Genomic DNA, 21,492 nt, shown 5'->3' on the forward strand with positions numbered 1-21,492 from the left:
CCTTTAACTATCAGTAGCCGTTTTTCTACTCTTCAGAAAGATCCACCGCCGCACGTATAAACCCTACAAAGAGAGGATGGGGTTTAACAGGTCGCGAACGGAACTCAGGGTGGAACTGAACCCCTACAAACCACGGATGCTCTGGAATTTCTACAATTTCAACAAGATTTTTCTCTTTATAAATACCTGCAATTTTAAGGCCCGCATTTTCCATAGTTTCGCGATATGCGTTATTAAATTCGTAACGATGACGATGCCGTTCATTAACAACTTGATCACCATAAGCAGCGGAAGAATGCGTTCCTTCCATGAGAGTGCACGGATAAGCGCCAAGGCGCATTGTTCCGCCTAAATCGTCAATATCGCGTTGCTCATCCATAAGATGTATCACCGGATGTTCTGCTGCTTCATCTATTTCAGCACTATTAGCGCCCTTAAGATCACATACGTGCCGAGCAAAATCAATAACTGCAACCTGCATACCGAGACAAAGGCCTAAATAAGGAATCCTTTTTTCACGGGCATAACGCGCTGCCTCTATTTTACCCTCTATACCCCTTGCTCCAAATCCACCAGGTACAAGAACACCATGAACTCCTGATAAAACTTTTTCTGCACCGTGCTCCTCAATCTCTTCCGCTTCAACAGATCGAATTCTCACTCGAACGTCATTTTGAACACCTGCATGGTTTAGCGCTTCAACAACGCTAAGATATGCATCTTTGTGATTAATATACTTACCAACCATGGCGACTTCAACTTCACCATCAGGATGACAGAAACTTTTTACTACATGTTCCCAATCGTCCAGTTCAGGCTCTAACGGGCTTGTGACGGAAAGCAGTTTCATAACCAACCTATCAAATTTTTGCGCATGAAGACTTAATGGCACTTTATAGATCGTTGGTTCATCAAGAGCCTCAATAACTGCCTCTTCAGGTACATTGCAGAAGAGCGCGATCTTTTCTTTCATCTCGTCACATATAGGATAATGTGAACGGCATACAATTATATCGGGAAGAATACCGATTCGCCTCAACTCCTGAACGCTATGCTGGGTTGGCTTTGTTTTGAGTTCCCGCGCAGCTTCCAAGTATGGGACAAGAGTGACATGACAGTAAAGCACATTTTCACGCCCTACTCGAGTCGCCATCTGGCGAATAGCTTCAAGGAAGGGCTGCCCCTCTATATCCCCAACTGTTCCACCTATCTCTGCGATAACAATATCATTATCATCTGCAGCCCTGAGGATGCACTCCTGAATCTCATTGGTAATATGGGGGATAACTTGCACAGTCCCGCCAAGGTAACAACCATGTCGTTCTTTAGATATGACTGCAGAGTAAATTTTTCCTGTCGTTACATTGTTGTTCGCTGAAAGAGATTCATCAATGAAACGCTCGTAATGTCCAAGATCAAGATCCGTTTCCGCTCCATCGTCTGTTACAAAAACCTCTCCATGTTGAAAAGGATTCATTGTGCCAGCATCGACATTCAAGTATGGGTCAAGTTTAATAATAGAGACTCTAAATCCCCGTTTCTTCAACAACACACCTAAGGATGCGGCAGTGATACCCTTTCCAAGAGAAGAAACCACGCCGCCTGTTACAAAAATAAACTTTGTCATGGATTAATCCTCCACCTAGGAAATAAAATATCAAAAAAGATGGACCAGGGCCGCTACAAATCCCTGGTCCAGTTTAACCAATCGAAGTTCCCTTGTCATGGGGCCCGAAGCCTATCGAAGCACCTTTAAGGGATTAATAGGACTGTTATTTTTACGCACTTCAAAATGAAGATGAGGTCCAGTTGCACGACCGGTAGCACCAACATAAGCAATAACTTGTCCCTGATTAACTCGCTGTCCTTTTCTTACAGCCAACTTGGAACAGTGAGCATATAAAGTAGAATAACTTCCTCCATGGCTTAAAACAACAACTCGCCCGTATCCACCCATCCAACCAGAATACACGACTCTGCCATCTTTTGCAGCGCGAATACGATAACCACGAGAAGCCTTTATATCAATACCCGTATGGAAACTTTTACGTCGAGTAATTGGATGACGACGCCAGCCAAAAGGACTGTTAATACGCCCTACAACAGGCCACCTAAAAGACCTCGAATACGAAGAACTTCCAGATGAAGAGCCCCTACCAGAAGCATTCAATACTGAAACCTCTGGGCGAGCTTCAGGAAGGAATAGTTCTTCTCCTACTTTTAAAACACTTAGATCTACTCGAGATTCATTTATTTCTTTGGTCTTTTCCATGGAGATTTGGAATTTTTTAACGATAGTAGCCAATGTATCTCCCTTTTTTACCGTGTAGAAAATTCCATCTTGGTTAGGAATTCGCAACTCTTTTCCCGGTTTCAAAACATTGGGGTCTCTTAAATCATTACTTCCAAAAAGTGTGTCTATTTCAAGGTTAAATGTGTTAGAAATAGACCACAAACTATCGCCGTTAACAACAGTATATTTTTTTATTTCAAGAGGCTTTACTCTATTTCTTTTTTCTGCTAGCTTTGCCTTTCGTGCTTTTACTTCCTCCAAAACCACCTCTACTTTATCTACAGAATGAGGAATGAGGAGTTTTTGGTTTTCCATTAAACGATTAGGGTTTTTTAATTCGTTAGCACGAGCAATATCCTCTGCAGTTACGTTATAACGAGAGGCAATGTCAATAAGTGTTTCCCCTGTTTTTACAGTATATTCTTCCCACTCCGTCTTCACTTCGGAAAGAACGACATCACCGCCACTACTTTCTGCATTTTCAGCAGCTTTCGCAGATACATAATCTACATTGGGATCAACGTCATCAGTAGCATCGGAACTCTCTCCTTCTGCCATAAGGACAGAATCCTCTGCGCTAGAAAGAGCTTCTCCCTCAGGAAGGGGACCTATTCCTAAAGTTTCGCTATTTACATCCGTTTCATTTGCAACTGCTCCAGACATATCAATAACAACAAAACCAGCTGGAACTCGCCCTTCTTCTGAATCATCACTACCTTGAAGATTTCCCCAGGCCACTCCTGCGGAACGATTACTTGCACAAACAGTAAGAAAGATAGCCGTACTGAACATAAGAAGCATTACTATCATAAAGCCCATACGGCCTGATTTAGAATGGGTACCTTGGGCTGGAGAATCCTTCATACTCGTCCCTCCTTAAACACTCCCACTACTCTATACTACGCCATCTTAATGGTCAACAGGAAATCTTTATTCGTTGGCGATTTCTTCAATTTATCTATAATTAAAGATAGAGCTCCAGCTTCATCAACATTAACCATTCTTCGTCGTAATAACCAGATACGGCTCAAGTCTTCCTCAGGCATAAGCAATTCTTCTCTTCGTGTTCCAGACTTTGTAATATCCACAGCTGGGAATATACGCTGTTCGGAAAGTTTTCTTGAAAGATGAAGTTCCATATTTCCTGTTCCTTTAAACTCTTCATATATTACGTCATCCATACGACTGCCTGTATCAACTAAGGCCGTACCAATAATAGTGAGACTTCCGCCTTCTTCTATATTACGCGCGGCTCCGAAAAATCGCTTAGGGAAATAAAGTGCTGCTGGATCCATACCGCCTGACAAGGTACGACCAGATGGCGGAACAACAAGGTTGGAAGCACGTGCGAGTCTAGTAATGGAATCGAGAAGCAATACGACATCTTTCCCCGTTTCAACGAGTCTCTTCGCCTTTTCTAAAGTAAGATTTGCTACTCGTAAATGTTCTTCGGCAGGACGATCAAATGTAGACGCTATTATTTCACCATCTACTGAACGAGCCATATCTGTAACCTCTTCTGGGCGTTCGTCTATCAGCAAAACCATAAGTATTATGTCAGGGTGATTAACTGTTACGGCATTCGCAATTTTCTTTAATACCGTTGTTTTGCCTGCTTTCGGGGGAGAAACTAAAAGAGCACGTTGCCCTTTTCCCACAGGGGCAAAAAGATCTATCAATCGAGTTGATATTTCTTTGGGGTCTGTTTCTAACGTTAATCTTGAATCGGGGAATATTGGTGTCAATGCGCCAAAATGAGGACGTCTGCGTGCTGCTTCAGGGTCTGCAAAATTTACCATTTCCACCCGTAAGAGGGCCTCATAATGCTCCTGTTCCTTGGGAGGTCTTACCATTCCCCAAACAACATCTCCATTACGCAAACCGAAACGACGAATCTGAGAAGCTGAAACATAGATGTCATGATCGCTTGGCAAGAGTCCTTTAGGCCTTAAAAAACCATACCCTTCATTCAATATTTCAAGGGTTCCTCCACCAAAACGGTAATTAAGTTGCTCAGCTTGCGTAGTAAGAATAGCAATGATGAGGTCATCTTTACGGAGAGAGGAAAATCCGGTTACACCAATATCTTTTGCAATTTTTCTAAGTTCTGTTATGAGCTGAGATGAGAGTTTCGCGTAATTATATCGTGGTCTAGGTACAGATTTCACCTCAGCCACCTCAACCTCTGCCTCTTCTTCGGTCTCATTGACCTCGGGTACTTCATTTTCTGTATTAATGGGTTTATCTATCATGTTATTTTCCGAATTCTGATTATCTGTCATGGCTTTTACGATACCCCTCCCAATCTGAAATAAATTGCTGCAGGCCTTTTTCAGTCAAGGGATGATAAAACATCTGTTTCATCACTTTAAAAGGCACCGTTGCAATATGTGCACCAGCCATCGCTACCTCAGAAACATGGGCAGGATGACGGACGCTGGCCGCTATTATCTTTGTTTCTATACAATGAATATGGAATAAATCAGCTATATCTTGCACAAGACCGCTACCATCTTCGCCAATATCATCAAGACGGCCCACAAAAGGACTCACGTAACTCGCTCCGGCGGCAGCAGCTAAAAGCGCTTGTTGAGGAGAGAAGACAAGAGTTACATTTGTAGGAATATTATCATGGGAAAGAACTCTTACCGCCCCCATCCCCTCTTGTGTCATAGGGATTTTTACTACTATATTCGGGGAAATAGAGGCGAGCTGACGACCTTCATTAATCATTCCATCTGTATCAATCGCAATAACCTCGGCACTCACTGGACCATTTATAATACCTGTAATGGTTTTAATTAACTCTTGAAACTCTACGTTCCCCTCTCTCGCTATAAGAGAAGGATTTGTTGTCACTCCTGAAATAACTCCCCACGCTGCAGCCTGTCTTAACTCATCAAGGTTGGCTGTATCAAGGAAAAACTGCACATACATCCCTTCTTTACTTTTTAAATTAGAGCTATTCACCTTTTATTGAATTGGAAATTTCGAAATTCAGGTTGGAATACACGGTTCCTTCATAACAAACTTGCACATCATACATGCCTATGGGTAACGGAGAACCATCTTCCCGTAAAAGGCAAAACACTTTCGATCCCTTACCTGGAGAAAGCAGAAGAACTTCAGAATAGATCAAATGATCTCCATAATACCACTTAATTCGAATATCGCTTCTTTTGCTATCAAGGCTATAGTCAAAACATAAACACAACTGGCGAACCCCCGCCATAAACTGAGTCCCTGTATGAAGAGGTCGCAGTTTTTCGTCTACTTCGTCGCAAAGCACTATGTTTTCAAGCTGGAAGGAAGAATCTGTTGCCCGTCGATTGTGTTTTACTGCCCAACAGGAAAAACCAAGAAGAAGCACAATACATGAAACCACTAAAAGGAGGAATACTCTCCCGTTCCTAGACATTATACCCATCGCCCCTCGAATATGACAAGCTTTTAAAATAAAAAAGATTTATTCAGGTCCAGAAATGCTGCAATCATTGTCAAACTGGCTCTAAAACCAGACTTAGAATCATAGTACTATATCTATACATTCCCACTAGGACGGAGCTGATCGTATGATGAAAAAAAACACTCAGGCATTTCGCGTCGCTCTCGGAGCTGTTATGGCCTCAATAGTTACAGTTGCTACTCTTATAAGTATTCCCATGCCTGGATTTCGCCTCTATTTTAACATGGGAGAAGGAGTGATCTACACTATTGCTCTTATTTTCGGGCCACGATATGGTGCCTTATGCGGAGGTATCGGAGCATCTCTCGCTGATCTCATTCTAGGTTACCCTTTATGGGCCCCCTTCACTCTCATAATTAAAGGCACTGAAGGTTTTATAACTGGTAAATTACGCGAAAAAAACAAAATACTAGCCATAACAGTAGGAGCTATTGTTATGATTATCGGCTATACGAGTATGGCTACATTACTCTATGGAGTTCAGGCAGCACCGGTAGAATTTGCAACTGACATTACACAAACAGGAATAGGGGCACTTCTTGCATTACTTCTTGCTCCTCTTATTGAAAAACGCCTGAAGCCCTTTCTTCTTTCAAATTCATAGACTTTCTCCACCAGTTATACAATGACTCAACAACCCGAATATGCACATCAAGAGGGAAGCTATCTATGGAAAGCTCCCTCTTTTTTGTTACACCGTCAACAGCCCCCGCCTCATAAAGTGCGGCTAGAAGCTTTTCTTCTTCTTCGGAAGTTTGACCTAGCCATTGAGATTCATAAAGAGAAAGTAATGCTGCCAGGGCGTATCCTCCCCAACTCGACACATCAACTGGCAATGTTACATCTGCTGAAACAATTGATAGGGAATCTTTAAATTCAGGCAACAATCGTGAAAGTTCAGGGAAGAAAGCTCCCATTCCGGCCTCGTTACCTCCATCTCCCACTGCAAGTACTGATACTTTATTTTTTAAAGCATGCGTAACAGCATCATCTAAAGGTGCAGTCCACTGTGAAATATCCTTGCCCCGCATATTATGATAACAACCTGAAGAATTTTTGCCTAATCGTTCAATATACACGAAAGCATCAAAGAAATCTGATGCCAATATTTCTTCAGATGTCGACACTGCTACTACGTCTGGCCCATTGATAGCCTGGCTCGCAGCCTTCACCACAGAGTAACATAACGGATCAGTAAAAAGAGTGACATTACGTTTAGAACGTGCAAGAGCGCGCCCTAAAACGACAGCCCCTGAAGGACCATCTGTCTCAGGGGCGTCAGCTGAGGGAACATAGAAGCCCGTAACAATAGCAAGGGAAGAAGAAGCCACTAAAAGATCAAGAGCCCGACTCCAAAGTTCTGGCGCACAAAGGAGAGAGACTCGTCTTGCTGCCCTGTCTGAGGCAACAAGAGAACAAAGTTCTTTAATTTCGATCATCGTTATATACTCAACTTTTCAACAAGTTCCAATTTCTCTGGACTCAGTATTTTTCTAGTCTGCCATGAAGCGGATAGAGGTGACAGAGTCATTTGATGAGCCACCGTGCCTACCATCATTCCTTTATGCCCTTCAAGTAAAGATTCAACTGCAAAGGAGCCCATACGAGAAGCAAGAATCGCATCAAAGGAAGTTGGACTCCCACCCCGCTGAATATATCCCAAAACAGTTATTCGCGCGTCATACCCAGCCGTATCCTGAAGTTTATTTTTAAGATCCGCCGCAGACATAGCCCCTTCTGCAACAATAATAAGGGAATGCGTTTTACCGCGAGACCGCGTATCGTGAAGTTTATCGCAAAGGCGACCGAGACTAAATGAAAGTTCCGGTACAACTACATATTCGGCACCGCTAGCAACAGCAACTTCAAGAGCGATAAAGCCCGCTTCACGCCCCATGACTTCCACAATAAAGAGCCGATCGTGACTACTCGCTGTATCACGAAGCTTCTTCACAGCTTCAAGGGCCGTATTGACAGCTGTATCGAAACCTATTGTTTCATCCGTTCCAGCAACATCATTATCAATGGTTCCCGGTACACCTATTACGGGAAAACCTTTCAAATGAAGATTTTGTGCGCCGCGAAAAGATCCATCGCCTCCGATAACAACAAGACCATTAATTCCCGAATTCTTAAGTTGGTAGAGCGCCCTATTGAGGCCATCCTCCGTTTTAAAACGTTCACTACGAGCCGTTTTAAGAATAGTTCCACCTCTATGGATAATTCCTCCCACAGAAGACCTGTTCAGAGGAGCAAATTCGCCGTCAATGAGCCCCTCAAAACCTCGCATTACACCAATAGCCTCAAGACGATGATAAATGGCTGTTCGCACCACTGCCCGAATAGCCGCGTTCATTCCAGGAGCGTCTCCTCCGCTGGTAAGCACTGCAACCCTTTTCACGTCTTCTCTTCCTCCTCTAAAAAATACGCAAAAAATAAAAAAAGGACGGCAAAAGCCGTCCTTGTATTGTCACATAAAAACTACTGTCGTTGCAACTCTTCCACTCGCTTTTGTACCTGCTGCAACTCGCTTTCTACTTCAGCTAATTGCCCTTCAAGCTCTTTCTTCTGATCATTCAGCTTCTCAAGTCGCTTAATAAGCCGATCAAGCTCTAATCGAGCAGCTGCCTTACCTGTGTAGAGTTTTTCAGGATTATCATCAACTACATCCCAGATATAATCTATGGTTTTCCCCATAGTCACTGGGCTGACATTCCCGTTAATAGTAAGGCGTATCGACTTAACACCCTGGAGTACAGGCTTTCCCTTTTCATCGTATCTCGGGAAATAAATAAATCCATCGCGCTTACCCTGAAGCTTGAAGTTGAATCTTTTATCATAATCAACTGGCTGTAATTTTTTCTTGCCCACCCACAATGTTATATGGTCACTAAAAGGAGCCATATGCATCGCCGGTCCTCTGTTATCAATGGCAACGAAAATAGGGATATATGCATTTAAATTTAAAGTCTTCAACAACTGATACTTATATTGCTCTGTTTCATCAGCTGTCCATAAATTTTTTTCGGCTTCGCTCTGAACCAAAGCATCTACGTATTCTGAAGCATAATACGTAGCTGTTACCCACATCTCACTCCCGATATCATTTTCATAATGATTCGTTTTTGCCCAACGACTCAGAATTTTTTCATTGGCAAAGCCAGGGGAAGTTATCCCAAGGATAAATATCGAACATAAAACTGTTAAAAGGAATTGTCTCAATTTCACGGATAGTCCCTCCTCAAGTTATGTAGCAAACTGAGGGTTATTATACACTGCAATAAGACATGAAAAAAGGGGAACCCAAATTGGGTTCCCCTTTTTACTAATCAATACCTGTTTTAGCTAGACTTAGAATACCACGTGAGTACGAAGTCTGATTACGTTATCGTCGTTGCCAGCTTCTGTCTGGCTGTTTTCAATCTTATCATAGAGAAGCTCGAAAGAAAGAGCTGGTGTGTAGTAATACTTCACGCCAAATGTCCAGTTAGTGGTGTCATCAACGTCAACACCGGTGCCACGAGCGTCACCGCTCAAATAGCGCTGGAATGTGCTCCACTTATCATTCCACTTCTGATTTAACTTAACGAAAAGAATATTGTTGTAATTTCCAAGAGATGTGCCAGTGACCTTACCATAGTTATCCCAAGGACCATCGGTAGCAGCTTCGAAATTTTCGTCAAAATCAGTATACTCAACCCAAACAGAAGTAAAGCCAAGAGCTTCCTGATTTACGTCAACGATAGCCTGCCATGCTGCAGGTTTCTCTTCACCAGCATCAACAGTTTTGCCAAGGTCTTCTTTATAGTAAGCACCTCGAACTGCCCAATTCTCATTAAAGTTTACGCCAAGCGCTGCCCACCATACAGACGTATCATCGGAGTCAGGATCTACAACATCACCATCTTCAAGTTTACCAAGAATATAGTTTCCAGACATCCAGAAATTCTCATTAAAGTTAAACTTTACACGAGCACCGTACTCGGCTAATTCCTCTTCGTTTACGTCACCGTTTTTTACATCGTCAATGCGAGAGGCATAAACTGCAAACTCACCCATGCTGAAGGGTTTAGCAAAATAGAAACCTTTATGGATTCTATCTGTAAACCAAGCATCGTTATCGGTGTAAAGACCATCAGCATCCTGCCAGTCCATAGTCCAAACACCAGCCTTCATGGCAATATCCCATGGGAAGGCAACATCAATCCAGTAATACTCCCAACGCATATCTGCACGCTGGTTAGCAACATCAGCACTTCTACCAAGACGAGCGGTGAAAGTCACTTTATCATCAACTTTTTTGCTCATCCAAATACGATAACGATTAAGGTCAAAATCTACATCGTTATTCTTCGTGTAAAGGCCGCCTTTTTTGTCGGCAAACTTCGCATCAAAACGGAACTCGCCCCAGAATTTCCAGCCGCCAAGATTCTCTTCAAGAACAGCTACTCTGCTGTCAAGTTTGTCAACCTTTACGCCAAGAGCGTCAAGTTCGTCTTTAAACTCAACAACGAGTTTCTTAAGCATCTCAACATCCTGTTTGCTGGCTTTGTTCATATCAACAACAGCCAGTGCACGGGCTACGAGAGAAGCCATTTCATAACGGGTCATGGGCTGGTTTCCTTTGTAGGAACCATCAGGATAACCGGAAACTACGCCACGAGCGGCAAGCTGACCTACTGCATCATAGGCCCAGTGATTCATAGGTACATCCATGAAAGGATTAGCGGCAAATGCCGGTGCGGCAAATGCAACCAATGCTACTACTGCTACAAGTGCAAGCATTTTTTTCATATTAGTGCAACCCCCTTGGTTGTCTTTTTGTATTTTTGCGGGATTACACACTTTCGAGAAAGACATTATTAGAAGTTTCCTCGTTTCCTTCTTTTGTCTTTTATCTAAAATGTGTTTTCTCCGCCTTCAACATCCGCTCCCTCTTTATGGCCGGGGGTCGTCGGCACCTCCTTTCCTGCCTTCTGAGATACTCACGGATGAACGAAGCACTGTGATGAACCAAGCCAAATTGTCAAAGGACTCAGTAATTTCGCTGACTATGCTATCGTGAAATTCATTTTATGGGAATAGGGCTTAAGCCCTAAATATACGATCCCTGCGTTGCAAGCCAAAGCCAAGCACAGACCAAAATAAAACAGCTGCCTTATATCTGAAAGAAAAGACATCACCTGCAATACTGTATATAAGGATTAATATTATGGTAACCCAACAGACAAGAAAAAGCCAACACCACTTGTCGCCAGACTGTCTAAACCTATAAAACATATTCTTTAAGGCCGTTAGAAATAAAAACAGCACCCCTAAAAGAGTAGGAATTCCCCCGTATATAGCAAGATTGAAGTACATATTATGTGCATCAGCAATTTTTATTCGATTTTGGGGAACATATTTTCTTCGTATCGCATCAAATTCTTCATGAAATTTTCCCCACCCCCAACCAGAAAGGGGTTTTTCTTTTATCATATAGTAGGAAACTTTCCAAATATCCGACCTTTTTGTTGTTAACATACTCATATCATTAAAACTTGTTATTTGCTTAATTTCCCGAAGAAAACGATTTGAGACTTGATGAAAAGTTGAATTTCCTGAAATATAGCCAGCGGAAGCAATAAGTATAAACGTCAAGAAGAAAAGCCCCGTTACTTTCCTGACACGCCGATCAAAATAGAGGAGTAATAATAGGGCAATACTGCATGATCCCCATGCTGCGGTGGTAAAACTCATAACTAAGCTTAAAAACACTAAAAGGGCAACGAGAACATAACCAACTCGTTTTATTGGCATCATTTTTGCGAAATTATTACTTCCGGGATATAAAAGTGCAAAGGGGAAAATGATGCAAATATAAATTCCAAGAGAATTAATATTTGAGAAAAGACCTTCGCCTAACGGGGATTGAAGTATTTCATAAAAAGAATAAGCTAGAGTAAGCATAATCGTTGCGTACCAAATGCGTACCCAACGTGTTATGTTTTTTTCTTTTTTCAAAACATAAGCAGCGAGCCAACAAGCGAAAAGAAACTCCACAAGCATAGAGAATCCTCGCCCCCATGCGTTAAGGTCATGTTTCGCAATCCACGTTCCAACCCCTCCCCATAACAATAATCCTATACATACATAAGATACTGTTTTTTCAAACACAGGAGGAATCGGCTCTTTTCGCACAATTTTTATTGCAAAGCCAACCAATGCAACTAACCAGCCAAAATATCGCGGAACAGGCCCCCATGGAGACCAAAATAAAGACCATAAAAAGCCATACTCAATCATGCGATCTGCAACCATGACAACGCTCCTTTGTTTTAAGCTCTTTTGTGAATAATCTCGCGCGCAACATCAAAAATCTCTAGGGGGTTTAATGTTTTCATACAAGGAGATGTGCAATCCCAATTCTGGCATCCCAGATGAGGACAATTAACTGTAATAAAGACTATATCTTTATATCCCGCATCCCAAGGATCAGTGGGACCGAAGAGACCTATAGTAGAAGTTCCTATAGCTTCTGCTAAATGCAAAGGACCAGTATCTCCACCTAAAGCGACAGCAGCAACAGAGCACGCAGCGCCCATTTCTAAAAATGATAATTTTCCTATTAAATTTTTAACACGTTTGTTTGTTGTGGATGAACATATTGTCTGTCCCCAGTCTTCTTCTAATTCTCCATGGCCTATAAGAAAGGGAATAACATTTAAGTCAGTAAGTAGATTCAAAAATTCAATCCAGTTCGCCACTGGCCAGCATTTTTCAGGTTTACTTGCCCCAATAATACACAAGATTAAGGGGAGATCAGGAGAACCCAAAAGCAATTTAACCCGTTTTTTTGCTTCTTCTGGCACAAAGATTCTTGGTTTTTCAAGAACGTTTGTATCTATCCCCAAAAAGGCAAGGGCATCTTGAACAAAAAAATTATGAACATATGGGAACCAGGCGTGCCAACCTATCCTTTGAGAAGCTCTTGAGAAAAGGGTCATGACCAAAGCTCTGTCAGAACGCTGTAAATCCAAAACAATATCGAACTTACATCTTCTTATCTCTAGTAACAACTTAGCAAAGCCAATATTTCCTTGGGAACGGTCCCAAACAATAATTTCGTCTACGAAAGGTTGAGATGCTACTAGCTCCCTGTAGGGGGAACAAACAAGCCATGTAATATAGAGATGCGGATTTTTCCTTTTTAACTCTCTGACTGCACCAAATTTAGAGATAACATCACCAAAAGAGCTATAAGCTATAACAAGCATTCGCCCCGCTAAGTTTAATTCTCTCATTTTTCTGAATCCCGCTGGCTCTCTGACAAGACATCATCGCATGCGTTCATTACAGTATCAACAGGTAATCTAGAAAGGCAACTTCCTACGCCTTGCTTACATTTTTTCCCTTGGATACAAGGAGCACATGAAACAGGCGGAATAACAACTCGATGTATTGTCCCCCACGGACCATTTATCTGTGGTAGAGATGGCCCATAGATGCCAACCACAGGAACTGAAAGAGCAGCAGCCATATGGAGCGGTCCTGTATCATTTGAAACAACCAAATTAGCACATGAAAGCCACGCCCCCAAAGTGCTTAATGCCAGCTTTTTTGATAAATCTATCCCCTTTTCGCCAACAGCTTCAAGCACAGAAGCAGCTATTTTTTGTTCTTGATCGCTATAACCTATTACACCAATATAGGCATTGTAACGTTCGACAAGTTTTTCCCCCAGATTAGCATAATGTCCCCATGGCCATCTTTTAGCGGAATCGGCCCCTGGATTAAGAACAAAAAAAGGATTCCCTTTCAATTTTTCTTTCAAAAATGTCGTAACATTATTTTTTTGAAAAGAAGAGATATGGAGTCGCATATTACGATATAACAATGGAACACCCAAAGATGAAAAAAAATAAAGCCATTTCTCCACCTCATGAATTTTCTTGGGGAAGAAAAATTCGTTTACTGCAAACAGAGGAGAGTACAGAGCTCCGCTAACTAAAGGCATGAGCGTTGCTCTCAAATCGACAACAAGGTCAAATTTACCGCCTCTCATTTTTTGTACGGCCTTTAAACGACCATTGAAACCAGAAAAATCTTTTCTACGATCATACAATTCTACACTATTCCACATAGGATCTTCTTCAAACATTCCTATAATACGAGGTGGGGCCCATAAAGTGAAACTGGCATCAGGTAAAAAATGACGCAAGTTTCTAAGAGCCGCCGTAGCAAAGAGCATGTCCCCTATGCAGGAAAGTCCAATAACTAATACTCGTGAAACACGAGATGCCTCAATGCGCATATTTCTCTCCCATTAATAAAGACTGATAATAATCAATACACAACAAAGAAATTTGTTCCACATCAAAAGTAGCCGCTTTTTGAATAGCACGCTTTTCTACCTCTTTTTTTCGAACTTCAGAAGAAAGCAAAACTTGATTCAAGGTGTTGGCAAGATTTTCACAATCATCGGGAGGAACAAGCCAACCATCATAATCATGATTGATAATATCATTCGGTCCCCCGTTACTTGTAGCAACACATAACAACCCTGATGCCATAGCTTCTAACAAAGAGAGACCAAAGGGTTCCGGTAGTCGCGAGGGCAAAACATAAAGGTTGGAAGCCCACAAAAAGGGACGAATATCATTAACAAAACCTAAAAAAATAATACGTGGATGGTTATTGGCCAATAATTTTAATTTATCTTCTTCCTCACCACAACCAGCCAATAATAACCATACATTTCTACTATCTTCACTGCTAATTTTCTTAAAGGCTTCAATGAGAACATCAAAACCCTTCCAACCAACAAAACGCCCTGCAGCAATGATAATAGCGTCTTCTTTTCTTATTCCATAACGATCTCTAACTATTCCAGAGTCAAAAGTAGCTGGTTTTTCATAATACTTCACCTCTACTGCATTAGGAATAACATCAATGTGTTCTTTCTGCATCCCGCTTGCTATCGCTTGTTGTTTAATATAAGAAGAGACCGCAATAGTTTTATCTATATAACGAAAATACTTCTTTTTAGGCCTTGAATCTATTGTGGCAACAACAGGAATATTATATTTTTTCCCCCAATATCCTCCTATAACTGCTGCAGAAAAAAGTCGTGTATGAATAATATCTGGCTGTATCTTTTTTAGACATTCTTCAAAACCTTTGCAGAGAAAGGGAGCCCAAGAGATACGGGGTTTGTATGTAAAAACAGTAATCCCTGCTTCAGTAAATAAGGATGACAATTGTCCTTCCAAAGGACAAGCAACAACATTATCTACATTTTTATTTTGTAGACTCTGGATTAATTGAATCCAAGGGCGGCTCCACGACAACGTCCCTTCATTTACGTAGTGCAACACCCTCATAAATATCCCTCCTGGAGAAATTAAGTAAGAATTTCTTCATAAAAATTCGCTGTATCTCGCGCCATATCTTTATGAAATGGCAATTCATGCATGAAAAACTGCTTTGTTTCTCTGGTCAAAATTATTTCTTCTAAAGCATCTTTCCACTCACTTACACTTCCCGGAGTAATCAAACATTCGGAAGAGAAAGAGAGTTCTTTCACGGGAGGTAAATCGGAGGCCAAAACCGGAACTTTCATTTGAATAGCCCTCATCAACGTAAGGCCCATCCCTTCAGACAATGAAGGGAACAGAAAACATGAACATTCTGACATCCATTGGTCTGGATTATCCTGAAAACCGTGGAAAAAGACTTTGTCCGAAAGATTATAATCAGCACACTTAATCTCAAGTTCTTGCTTAAAGGGTCCATCTCCCACAATATCTAGACGCCAGTTATTTTTCTCTCTAAAAGAACAGTTTTTCAAGGCTTCCAAGACAATATGCAGTCCTTTAAGTTTGGTTAACCGACCTACAAATAAAAAGATGAAAGGACAAGATGAAAGTTCACCCTTCCATGAGATTTTCAAGGGAGGCAGCCCATTTAAGATAACAACTCGCTTAGCAGGTAAATACTCGTCAAGATATTCATATACCCAACGACTTATACATATGGCTCCTGCTGCTTTCTTAAAAACTGCTATTCCCATATTTTTAGAATACGTAGAATGGGCAGTAACAACAAAAGGGACCCCGGAGAAACAACTTGCCCACCACGCTATCCACGCTGGAACTCTAGAATGTGCGTGAATAACATCCCACTTTTCTTGTTTCGCCCTGTTCGCGATCTTTATTGCCGCATATAGACCCGTTGCCGGATTTTTTTGATAGACAGGAAGAGCCCAATGTTCAACATTTTTTAGATTTTTCTGGAGCTTACCTCCTCCAGAAACAACCAGCACCGTATGCCCCATTTTAGATAATTCATTTGAAAGCGCAAGAACATGACGTTCAACTCCCCCCTCAGAAAATTCAGGAAGAAGCTGAATGATTTTCATTCTTTCCACCTCTTGATTATCCACAACGCTGCACGCCGTGCTTCATTAAATTCTGTCGTTCCTTTATAGTCATTTTGTTCTTCTAAAACTTGCTGCGAATATTCCACAAGACAGCTTTTCTCTTTGAAAGCATCAAAAAGTGTGTTAAAACGTGGAATTCCCCACAAATAAAAGGGCTTGCTCATGTGTTGCAACATTCCCCTTATTCCCTTTCTATGCTCAACCCGCATTAATATAACACGATGTCCTGCTGTTACAGCCTCTGAAGCCATAGAGACAGAGTCTTCTGTACAAAAGACACGATTACAAAGCTTCATCATTCCAGGAACAGGGTTCATGGAATCTTTTGATGCCAACAACAGCATTCTAACATGAGCTTCATTACTTGTAATACGGAGTAGCTCTTCTTCCGCTTCAGAGTTCGTTCGTCTGGAAGTTGTTATATAAAGGTCAGCACATGCTCCATGTGCCGCATGAATGATAGGAACAACGTTTTCACGTATCCATTGGCTGCTGATGGAATAATTTGCGTCATCTCCACCAATAAGAAGCGCCCATCTATTCTCAGATTGAAAGGGATAAAGCAAGGCCAGTTCTTCGGCAGCTTGCTGTAACTTCTCAGGGAAAATGGAATTAGGCGCGCCTAAAGTCGGCAAAACATTATTGGCCTTCTTCGGACGATCATGCAGTGGAACAACTCCAAAATCAAAAGGTTCCGAACCTATAAAAGAAGGAGTCATTAAGGCACAACTTTTTGCACCCAAATATTTCGATAATGCGAGATTAAATGCCGCAGTCCCGCTTCCAGCTGAAATAAAAAGGGTATCGCAAGGTTTTACATTATATTGATCGAAAATAGACTGGCACTGTTGCAATAAAGAAACAGCTCCAGCCTCTTCAAGCCAATTTCTAATTTTTTCTTTGCTCATCGACGGTAGGGCACGCCCTCTTATTTTGAGAAGACGAAACTTACGTACCCCTAAAACTTTAGGTACTTCATATTCTGTAATGACCGCACCTATTTCTTTATGGAGCCAGCCAGCTATTCCTCTACTCTGAAAAAGATGACCTCGTATTCCATCACTCAAAATAATAACAAGGGCAGGTTGTCGATGCATGTTTGTTCTCCTTAATGATTCCGATCAGCCTAAAATACGACGCACGGCATTAAGATCTTCAAGAGTATCTACACTTGGTCCGCGATGGGATACAGCAGTCTCCACCACTTTCATCGAATACCCGTGTTCAAGTATTTTCAACTGCTCTAAAGATTCTGCCGTAGAGAGAGGCGTAGCTTCTAATTTCACATACTTCATCAAAAAGTCTTTACGGTATCCGTATATCCCTATATGTTCGTATACGGGAAGAGATGTCTTCACCCTAAAATAAGGGATTGGTGAACGGCTGAAATAAAGCGCAAAACCACGACAATCCCTTACGACTTTAACAACGTTAGGGTTACTTAAATCAGCCTCATCACAAAGAGGCGCACAAAGAGTCGCTGAGACTATATCTTCGTTTTCAGTAAGGGCTAGGGCCACTTCATCGATCATACGAGGATCGAGAAGAGGCTCATCACCCTGAATGTTAATGACGTAATCCACATTCATGTTTTCAGCAACTTCCGCCACTCTGCATGTACCGTTGGGATGCTCTTTTGACGTAAGGACTGCATTGCCGTTAAAGGCTTGCACTGCTTCTATAATCCTTTCATCGTCTGTTGCCACAATAACAGCTCCTAAAAAGGAAGAGCACTGTGCTTTTTCATAGACATGCTGTATAAGTGGTTTGCCGCAAATATCAGCAAGAGGTTTCCCCGGAAGTCGAGTTGATCCATAACGTGCAGGAATTACGCCAAGTATATTCATAGCTAAATACGATACTCCTTCGCTTTTTGAAGTAATTTTTCTCGGTCAAGGAATTTTATTTCCTTGACAATCCATTCTCTCATTGCCTTACCATCTTCTGTTTCTTGGGAATAACTCATAAAATCAAGATTTATATTGAGTTCATTCGCAACTCGCCAAGCCATAAGGGGCCAGACCTGACCAATATCTCCAATTATAGGAATACTTCCTTCATGTCTGGCAAAGGCAGACATCTCCATGCGGAAAGGTATTTTAGAAATTTTGGTCTTCGGCAATCCTTTATCGATGGCTTCCTGAATCATGGCGCTCTGCTTTTGCAGATCCTGAGCTTTTCTGAGGTTTTCATCAAGATCTATGCGAATAAGCTTCTTATCGCGCAAACTGTATGTGTGAAGACCTTTCCACCACGACCAAATGCCGTGACCTGTATAGCATTCAAAAGGACCGTCGTGAATTTCCTGAGTCAATGCTACTGCCGATTCTATAATAATATCAGCGCTTTCAAGCATACTAGCTATCCGTTTAGACCTTTCAAAAATAGAAATGCTATCTCCGATAGACATTCCGATATGGCCACTTCCTATCATCTGAGGAATGCTTACAAGTACAGGCAATCCTTTTTCGGCACCGATACCAATCATTGTACGGCGATCAGCACCCCATCCTGCAACAAGTTCGAAGGGAAGGCCGTATGCCTTGCACACCGTCAAAATTTCAGCTGCCAAAGACTCGTTTCTTAATCCCATAGGGTAAGCCATATTACCAGCCGCTTTTAAAACAATATGACCATCAACCTCTTCGCCACGTCTCAGAAAAAGCTCATCAAGAACCATTTCCTGGCGAAGAACGTCTATTTCATAAGGGGTAAGCTGGGTAAACTCAAAAACATTCCCTCGGGGCATATATTTCTCGTCGAACCCTAACTCCGATGCATTACACATTTTCACTTTATCAAGAGCGCCAGCCATTTCGTGACCAATAACAGCAGAGCTTGTTGTAACTCCATCAATAATTCCTTTATCCATTAATTCAGCGATGAGAGTCGTAACTCCTTCATGTATATTGGGGCCACTTCCGGTAGCAACGACTATTTTGCCGCCTTTTTTCTTCACTCCCACCATAGTCTCAACGGCTTCATCTAAAGCCGTTTTCGATCTTTCATCTAACTTCTCATAAAATTGATTCAGCAGCTTTTCATTAACTTCCATTATCTCATCACCTCGCGTATTTCTCTCCATGATATTTGTGCAGCTCCCCCCACTCCCTCAAAATACTGTCTAGCTCCTCGCCGTACATCGTCTCGAAGGGAAGGGGAAAGACTTTTTATCCACCACTCCGCTATCTCTTTTGCATTATGTACTGTAATTGCGACCTTCTTCTCACCAAGAGCCCCAGCAGCTTCCGGGAAATCTTCCATATCTGGACCATGACAAATAGGGACACCAAATATCGCAGCTTCCATAAGATTCTGCCCGCCCTTCGGAACGAGACTGCCCCCTATAAAAGCACTATCGCAAATTCCATAAAGGTCAAAAAGGACTCCTATTTTATCAACAATTAAGATACTCCACTCTTTTTCTAAAGAAGACAAGCGCTCTACAGACGCAACATTTTGGGCTAACAAACTTATTGCTTCTGCCCGTTCAGGGTGGCGTGGCACAATAATAAGTCGTGCTTCAGGAACACGGGCCTTCACCAAAGAAAAAGCTTCAAGTATTATTTCGTCTTCGCCCGTATGAGTACTGCCCGCTAAAAATATGGGCTTTTTTTCTCCTATAATTTTTCTAGCCCACGAGAGATCAACGGCTTTTTGACGCAAAGCCAATGCATCAACTTTGCAATCTCCCGTAACAATAATTTTCTTTATATCTATTCCTAATGAAAGCAAATAATCGGCATCACTTTGAGCACGAACCATTAGTCGGGTAAAACAAGAAAAAATGTCCCTCCAAAATGCAGACTGCTTTTTCCCCTTTGATGATGTTGTCTCAGAAAAACGTCCGTTAACAAGAAAGGCTGGGATCTTACGCTTCGCAAGCTCTTTGAGCAAATTCGGCCAGATTTCTGTCTCTATTACGGCATAGGCACGCGGTTGCATAATATCAAGGGCACGAGAAACAATCCATGGAATATCCCAAGGATAGTAGATATGTGTTTCAAAGAGCCCGGGAGCTAGCTTAAAAGCCATTCCCCTCCCCGTAGATGTTGTAGTTGATAAGACAACGGGAATATCTTTCGAATCATTTTTCACAGCACCAAGAAGAGGCCAAGCTGACTGCACTTCGCCTACCGATACAGCATGAACCCAAAGGGGATTATGACTTAAAATTTCTTTTTTCTCGTCACTATAGAAAGCTTTACGTTCATCAAGCCCCATTTTATATTTATGAGCCAGCCATGGATAGGCCAGCATATAAGCAGCCGAAACGAGATGCCGGTATGTTGCGTATTTCAGATCAGGCCACCCCCGCTTTTAGTAGTTCATGAAGATGAATTATTCCCAGCGGTTTTTTATCCCGAACAATAACAATTACTGAAATCTCCCGCTCTTCCATAATGCGAACAGCTTCAGCTGCAAGACGCCCTGGTTCTATGGTTACTGGATTTTGAGTCATAGCGCTTGAAACATCTGATTCTAAACATTCAACACCACAACGTTCTATAAGACGACGGAGATCTCCATCCGTAAATATGCCAACTAGATGTTCCTGAGCATCGACTATTACCGTTGCCCCGTACCCCTTGCTTGTCATTTCGAATAAGGCATCGCTTACCGTAACATTTTGTTTTACTATAGGTAATTTTTGTCCCGATCCCATAACGTCTTCCACTTTGGTCAAAAGTCTCCGCCCCAAAGATCCACCTGGATGGAAAAGGGCAAAATCTTCTTCCACTAAACCACGTAATTCAGTTACCATTCCCGCTATCGCATCACCGATAGCAAGTTGAACAGTAGTACTACTTGTAGGAGCAAGATTCAACGGATCAGCTTCTCGACTTACAGCAGAGTTCAATACAATGTCGGAGTTTTTAGCAAGAGGAGATGATGTTCCTCCCGTTATCGATATCACTGGGGCCCCCAAACGTCTGAAAAAGGGCAACAGAGAGACCACCTCTTTAGTCTTACCACTATTACTTATAAAGAGGCCTACATCTTCTCTACAAACCATTCCAAGATCTCCGTGGGAAGCCTCTGCTGCGTGAAGGAAAAAAGACGGGGTTCCCAACGAAGCCAAAGTTGCCGCAATTTTCCTGCCAATAAGCCCCGACTTTCCCATACCTATAACGACAAGACGCCCTTTGCTGCAATGAATGGTTCGTGCCGCTTTCACTAACTCGATTCCCAATTCATTCGCTTTGCGTGACAGTTCTAGCGCCTCTTGCTCTAAGACATTACGGCCTATGGAAAGAAGCCGCTCATCATCAAGTTCAATTCCAGCTCGTTCTCTGGGAAGACAGACCATGC

Annotated in this window: 20 protein-coding genes; 1 reads left to right on the top strand and 19 read right to left on the bottom strand. The window is 42.0% G+C overall.

Annotation, left to right across the window (positions count from 1 at the left end; all coding sequences use genetic code 11):
* Positions 1-25: 25 nt before the first annotated feature.
* The 5 genes from VB083_RS01105 to VB083_RS01125 all read right to left on the bottom strand — a co-directional run bounded on the left by VB083_RS01105 (position 26) and on the right by VB083_RS01125 (position 5,711).
* Positions 26-1,627: a CTP synthase gene (locus VB083_RS01105; protein WP_213691965.1), complete on the bottom strand. Its 1,602-nt coding sequence runs from the start codon at positions 1,625-1,627 to the stop codon at positions 26-28.
* Positions 1,628-1,738: 111 nt separating this feature from the next.
* Positions 1,739-3,157: a LysM peptidoglycan-binding domain-containing protein gene (locus tag VB083_RS01110; RefSeq protein ID WP_213699646.1), complete on the bottom strand. Its 1,419-nt coding sequence runs from the start codon at positions 3,155-3,157 to the stop codon at positions 1,739-1,741.
* Between the two features lie 35 nt (positions 3,158-3,192).
* A complete protein-coding gene (gene rho / locus VB083_RS01115; protein WP_374047594.1) occupies positions 3,193-4,575 on the bottom strand; it encodes a transcription termination factor Rho in 1,383 nt (460 codons plus the stop codon).
* Complete coding sequence (fsa, locus tag VB083_RS01120) at positions 4,565-5,224, bottom strand: fructose-6-phosphate aldolase (RefSeq protein WP_213695406.1); 660 nt, start codon at positions 5,222-5,224, stop codon at positions 4,565-4,567. Before fsa ends, rho begins: the two co-directional genes overlap by 11 nt.
* A gap of 31 nt (positions 5,225-5,255) precedes the next feature.
* The gene (locus tag VB083_RS01125) at positions 5,256-5,711 is read right to left on the bottom strand and encodes a hypothetical protein (RefSeq protein WP_213695407.1); all 456 of its coding nucleotides are present in this window, start codon (positions 5,709-5,711) and stop codon (positions 5,256-5,258) included.
* A 154-nt stretch (positions 5,712-5,865) separates the two neighbouring features.
* Here VB083_RS01125 and VB083_RS01130 point away from each other — a divergent pair, with 154 nt between their 5' ends.
* Complete coding sequence (locus VB083_RS01130; protein WP_307879832.1) at positions 5,866-6,363, top strand: ECF transporter S component; 498 nt, start codon at positions 5,866-5,868, stop codon at positions 6,361-6,363.
* Here VB083_RS01130 and VB083_RS01135 read toward each other — a convergent pair.
* The 14 genes from VB083_RS01135 to VB083_RS01200 all read right to left on the bottom strand — a co-directional run bounded on the left by VB083_RS01135 (position 6,320) and on the right by VB083_RS01200 (position 21,490).
* A complete protein-coding gene (locus tag VB083_RS01135) occupies positions 6,320-7,198 on the bottom strand; it encodes a DUF4392 domain-containing protein (protein ID WP_213699647.1) in 879 nt (292 codons plus the stop codon). The two genes, VB083_RS01130 and VB083_RS01135, sit on opposite strands and share 44 nt — an antisense overlap.
* A gap of 2 nt (positions 7,199-7,200) precedes the next feature.
* Positions 7,201-8,160 (bottom strand): 6-phosphofructokinase, encoded by a 960-nt coding sequence (pfkA, locus tag VB083_RS01140; RefSeq protein ID WP_323401609.1) that lies wholly within the window; start codon positions 8,158-8,160, stop codon positions 7,201-7,203.
* Positions 8,161-8,240: 80 nt separating this feature from the next.
* A complete protein-coding gene (locus tag VB083_RS01145; RefSeq protein WP_213691891.1) occupies positions 8,241-8,987 on the bottom strand; it encodes a coiled-coil domain-containing protein in 747 nt (248 codons plus the stop codon).
* A gap of 123 nt (positions 8,988-9,110) precedes the next feature.
* Positions 9,111-10,553, bottom strand: a complete 1,443-nt coding sequence (locus VB083_RS01150) for an S-layer homology domain-containing protein (RefSeq protein WP_323401610.1) — start codon at positions 10,551-10,553, stop codon at positions 9,111-9,113.
* Between the two features lie 294 nt (positions 10,554-10,847).
* On the bottom strand, positions 10,848-12,059 hold the full coding sequence (locus tag VB083_RS01155) for an O-antigen ligase family protein (protein ID WP_213699651.1): 1,212 nt from the start codon (positions 12,057-12,059) through the stop codon (positions 10,848-10,850).
* A gap of 17 nt (positions 12,060-12,076) precedes the next feature.
* The gene (locus VB083_RS01160; RefSeq protein ID WP_213695455.1) at positions 12,077-13,042 is read right to left on the bottom strand and encodes a glycosyltransferase family 9 protein; all 966 of its coding nucleotides are present in this window, start codon (positions 13,040-13,042) and stop codon (positions 12,077-12,079) included.
* Positions 13,039-14,052 (bottom strand): glycosyltransferase family 9 protein, encoded by a 1,014-nt coding sequence (locus tag VB083_RS01165; protein WP_213695456.1) that lies wholly within the window; start codon positions 14,050-14,052, stop codon positions 13,039-13,041. The genes VB083_RS01160 and VB083_RS01165 overlap by 4 nt, the downstream gene beginning before the upstream one ends.
* Entirely contained in the window at positions 14,042-15,121 is a 1,080-nt protein-coding gene (locus VB083_RS01170; protein WP_213699652.1) for a glycosyltransferase family 4 protein, read from the bottom strand. Before VB083_RS01170 ends, VB083_RS01165 begins: the two co-directional genes overlap by 11 nt.
* Before the next feature lie 20 nt (positions 15,122-15,141).
* On the bottom strand, positions 15,142-16,158 hold the full coding sequence (locus VB083_RS01175; protein ID WP_213699653.1) for a glycosyltransferase family 4 protein: 1,017 nt from the start codon (positions 16,156-16,158) through the stop codon (positions 15,142-15,144).
* Positions 16,155-17,276 carry an ELM1/GtrOC1 family putative glycosyltransferase gene (locus VB083_RS01180; protein WP_213699654.1) on the bottom strand — a complete coding sequence of 374 codons (1,122 nt, stop codon included), beginning with the start codon at positions 17,274-17,276 and terminating at the stop codon, positions 16,155-16,157. The genes VB083_RS01175 and VB083_RS01180 overlap by 4 nt, the downstream gene beginning before the upstream one ends.
* Before the next feature lie 24 nt (positions 17,277-17,300).
* Positions 17,301-18,026, bottom strand: coding sequence for a 3-deoxy-manno-octulosonate cytidylyltransferase (gene kdsB / locus VB083_RS01185; protein ID WP_213699655.1), 726 nt, complete (start codon positions 18,024-18,026; stop codon positions 17,301-17,303).
* 2 nt (positions 18,027-18,028) lie between these two features.
* Entirely contained in the window at positions 18,029-19,264 is a 1,236-nt protein-coding gene (locus tag VB083_RS01190) for a hypothetical protein (RefSeq protein WP_323401611.1), read from the bottom strand.
* Positions 19,234-20,439 (bottom strand): 3-deoxy-D-manno-octulosonic acid transferase, encoded by a 1,206-nt coding sequence (locus VB083_RS01195; protein ID WP_213699656.1) that lies wholly within the window; start codon positions 20,437-20,439, stop codon positions 19,234-19,236. The genes VB083_RS01190 and VB083_RS01195 overlap by 31 nt, the downstream gene beginning before the upstream one ends.
* A 43-nt stretch (positions 20,440-20,482) precedes the next feature.
* The gene (locus tag VB083_RS01200) at positions 20,483-21,490 is read right to left on the bottom strand and encodes a KpsF/GutQ family sugar-phosphate isomerase (RefSeq protein ID WP_213690989.1); all 1,008 of its coding nucleotides are present in this window, start codon (positions 21,488-21,490) and stop codon (positions 20,483-20,485) included.
* Positions 21,491-21,492 lie beyond the last annotated feature (2 nt).

The organism is Aminobacterium sp. (assembly GCF_034926885.1).
Lineage (GTDB): Bacteria > Synergistota > Synergistia > Synergistales > Aminobacteriaceae > Aminobacterium.